A 2,212-nucleotide genomic window follows, 5' to 3' on the forward strand; every position below is an offset into this window, starting at 1 on the left:
GTCCTGCTGAGCCGTCCTGCCCGTACCGCATCACAACGATTGAAGGCCGTAGACACCGGTTCCCTGGTGTCTACGGCCTTCATAGTATGCAAGGAAATACGGTAAATCACCGTCTGCGAGGTTTATACCCGCGTTTGCGCGAGTGAGGCTTGCGCTGCCCGTCCATATGGGGAACCGCGTCACGCAACGACGGATCATGATGCGTCAAATGCCAACTGCCGCAATACTCACACCGATACACCCACAGCTCGGCGCCGCGTTCGCGCCAGCTTTGATCGGCCGCGCGCAACGCCTGCGCTTTATCGTGGTACATGATCTTGTTCGATTCAGTGCACCGTTTTGGAGTGAAGTAATGCATAATACAGCCGAGTGTACGTCGTTTCGCTGAAGAAACACAAGAACGGAACGCATGAGAAGGCACAAGAACGCACAGGAAACGCGAGGCGGCCGGGGACGACAATCCACCGGCCGCCTGGAAGCATCAGCCGAGTGCACCCTCGCGTTTCATATACCTGAAAGCGTGAACCATGCACAGACACGCGCAGACCACGACAATCGTGAGGAAGATATAACCGTGGTGGGCACCGGCAACAGTCGCCGCCCGGTATGCGGCGGTTCCCGGTTCACCATGCCCCGCCTGCGCGGAAGCGAGGAAGACGGACAGAATCGTCGTACTCACCGCGCCTGCAAGCTGCTGGAACGTGCTGAACAGGGCGTTGCCGTCGGCTTTCAGCTGGGCATCCACCTGGTTGAGGCCGCTGGTCATGGTATTGGCGAACGCCATGGAGAAGCCGACCATGAACACGAAGTAGAAAATGCCCAACTCCACTGCCGTGGAAGACCCGTTGACGAAGACCGAAAACAGCAGCACGCCGATCAGCGTGACAGCAAGCGCGGCGGAAATCGGTTTGACCGGCCCCTGGCGGTCAAGCAACGAGCCAGACACTGGGGCGAGCATAGCGCCGAACAACGCGCCCGGAAGCACGAGAACGCCCGACACCAAGGCCGAAATGCCATATCCGAGCTGCGCGGAATTCGGAATGACAAAGCTGAAACCGATCATGGAAATCTGCAGCAGCACATAGGCGAGCAGATGCCAACGGAAGGGCACGCTGCGCAGCACACCGAGCCTGACCAGCGGAGAGAACGAACGGCGGGACAACTGGGCGAATACCACAAGCGCCAGCGCGCTGACGACCAGCAGCACCACAGCCAACACCGCGGTTTTCCCGGCGCCCGAAACGCCTTGGCTGAATGCGGTGATCGCGGAGCCGCCCTCGTCAATCGCGAATACGAACGCCACGAAGCCCACCGCCATGAGCAACACGTGCAGCGGGTTGAGATGGGCGTCAACCGTAGGCGAACCCTGCTGGATATTGGCGAGGCCTAATCCAAGGGCGATGAGCAGGAACGGCAACAGAATCACGAAAATCCACCGCCAAGGCATATATGTGCCGACCAGGCCGCCGACCGTCGGCCCGAGCGCCGGCGCCGTCGCCACGACCAAGCTGCCGACGCCCATCAGCTGGCCGATCCGCGACTTAGGCGCCTGGTCAAGAATGATATTGAACATCAACGGCAGGGCGATACCCGTACCACCGCCTTGGAGGATGCGGGCGAGCATCAACATCGGGAAATTCAGCGTACATGCCCCGACAATGCATCCGACAATGCATAGCGCGATGGCAATCAGGAAAATCCGCTTCACAGGAAGTTTGCGCTTGAGATACGACGACAGCGGCACCACCAGCGACACCACCAGCAAATACCCGGTGGTCAGCCATTGGACCGTGGACGTGCTGATATGGAACTCCCCCATCAGAATCGGGAACAGCACATTCATCAAGGTTTCAGTGAGAATTCCGATGAACGCCATGATTCCTGTCGCCAGAATCGAAAGAATCAAGGTCCGCGGAATCGGTTCTGGTTGTGTGGTATGGGTATTCTCGGCAGACGTGATCGGGGCGGCATCGCGGGATTGCTGCTCTGCGGCATCACGGTATTGCTGTTGTTCAGTCATGCATAGTAAGGCTGTCCCCAGCTTTCCTTTCTTGGTCTGGACGGCACAGCCGCCAGGCGAGTTTGAACAGATCGTGCGTTCGCGCGACAAGAACATGACGGACGAGCCGCCTATGCTTTCCGTTGACACGCACGCTGCGTTACCGTCATATGGACGGCCTTGGGAAGAATCCTCATCTACCAGTATAGCGAG

The 2,212-nt window shown here is 58.8% G+C and carries 2 protein-coding genes; both read right to left on the bottom strand.

Annotated elements, in window-relative coordinates:
• Nucleotides 1–106 precede the first annotated feature (106 nt).
• Complete coding sequence (locus ACI38B_RS06320; protein ID WP_439730009.1) at nt 107–358, bottom strand: hypothetical protein; 252 nt, start codon at nt 356–358, stop codon at nt 107–109.
• A gap of 123 nt (nt 359–481) precedes the next feature.
• Complete coding sequence (locus tag ACI38B_RS06325) at nt 482–1,876, bottom strand: MFS transporter (protein WP_439730010.1); 1,395 nt, start codon at nt 1,874–1,876, stop codon at nt 482–484.
• Nucleotides 1,877–2,212 lie beyond the last annotated feature (336 nt).

This window comes from Bifidobacterium sp. (assembly GCF_051876855.1).
GTDB lineage: Bacteria > Actinomycetota > Actinomycetes > Actinomycetales > Bifidobacteriaceae > Bifidobacterium.

Bases quoted from the DNA above. Each gene is read 5' to 3' on its own strand.
- ACI38B_RS06325 (WP_439730010.1), bottom strand. From the start codon at position 1,876: ATGGCGTTCATCGGAATTCTCACTGAAACCTTGATGAATGTGCTGTTC.
- ACI38B_RS06320 (WP_439730009.1), bottom strand. From the start codon at position 358: ATGCATTACTTCACTCCAAAACGGTGCACTGAATCGAACAAGATCATG.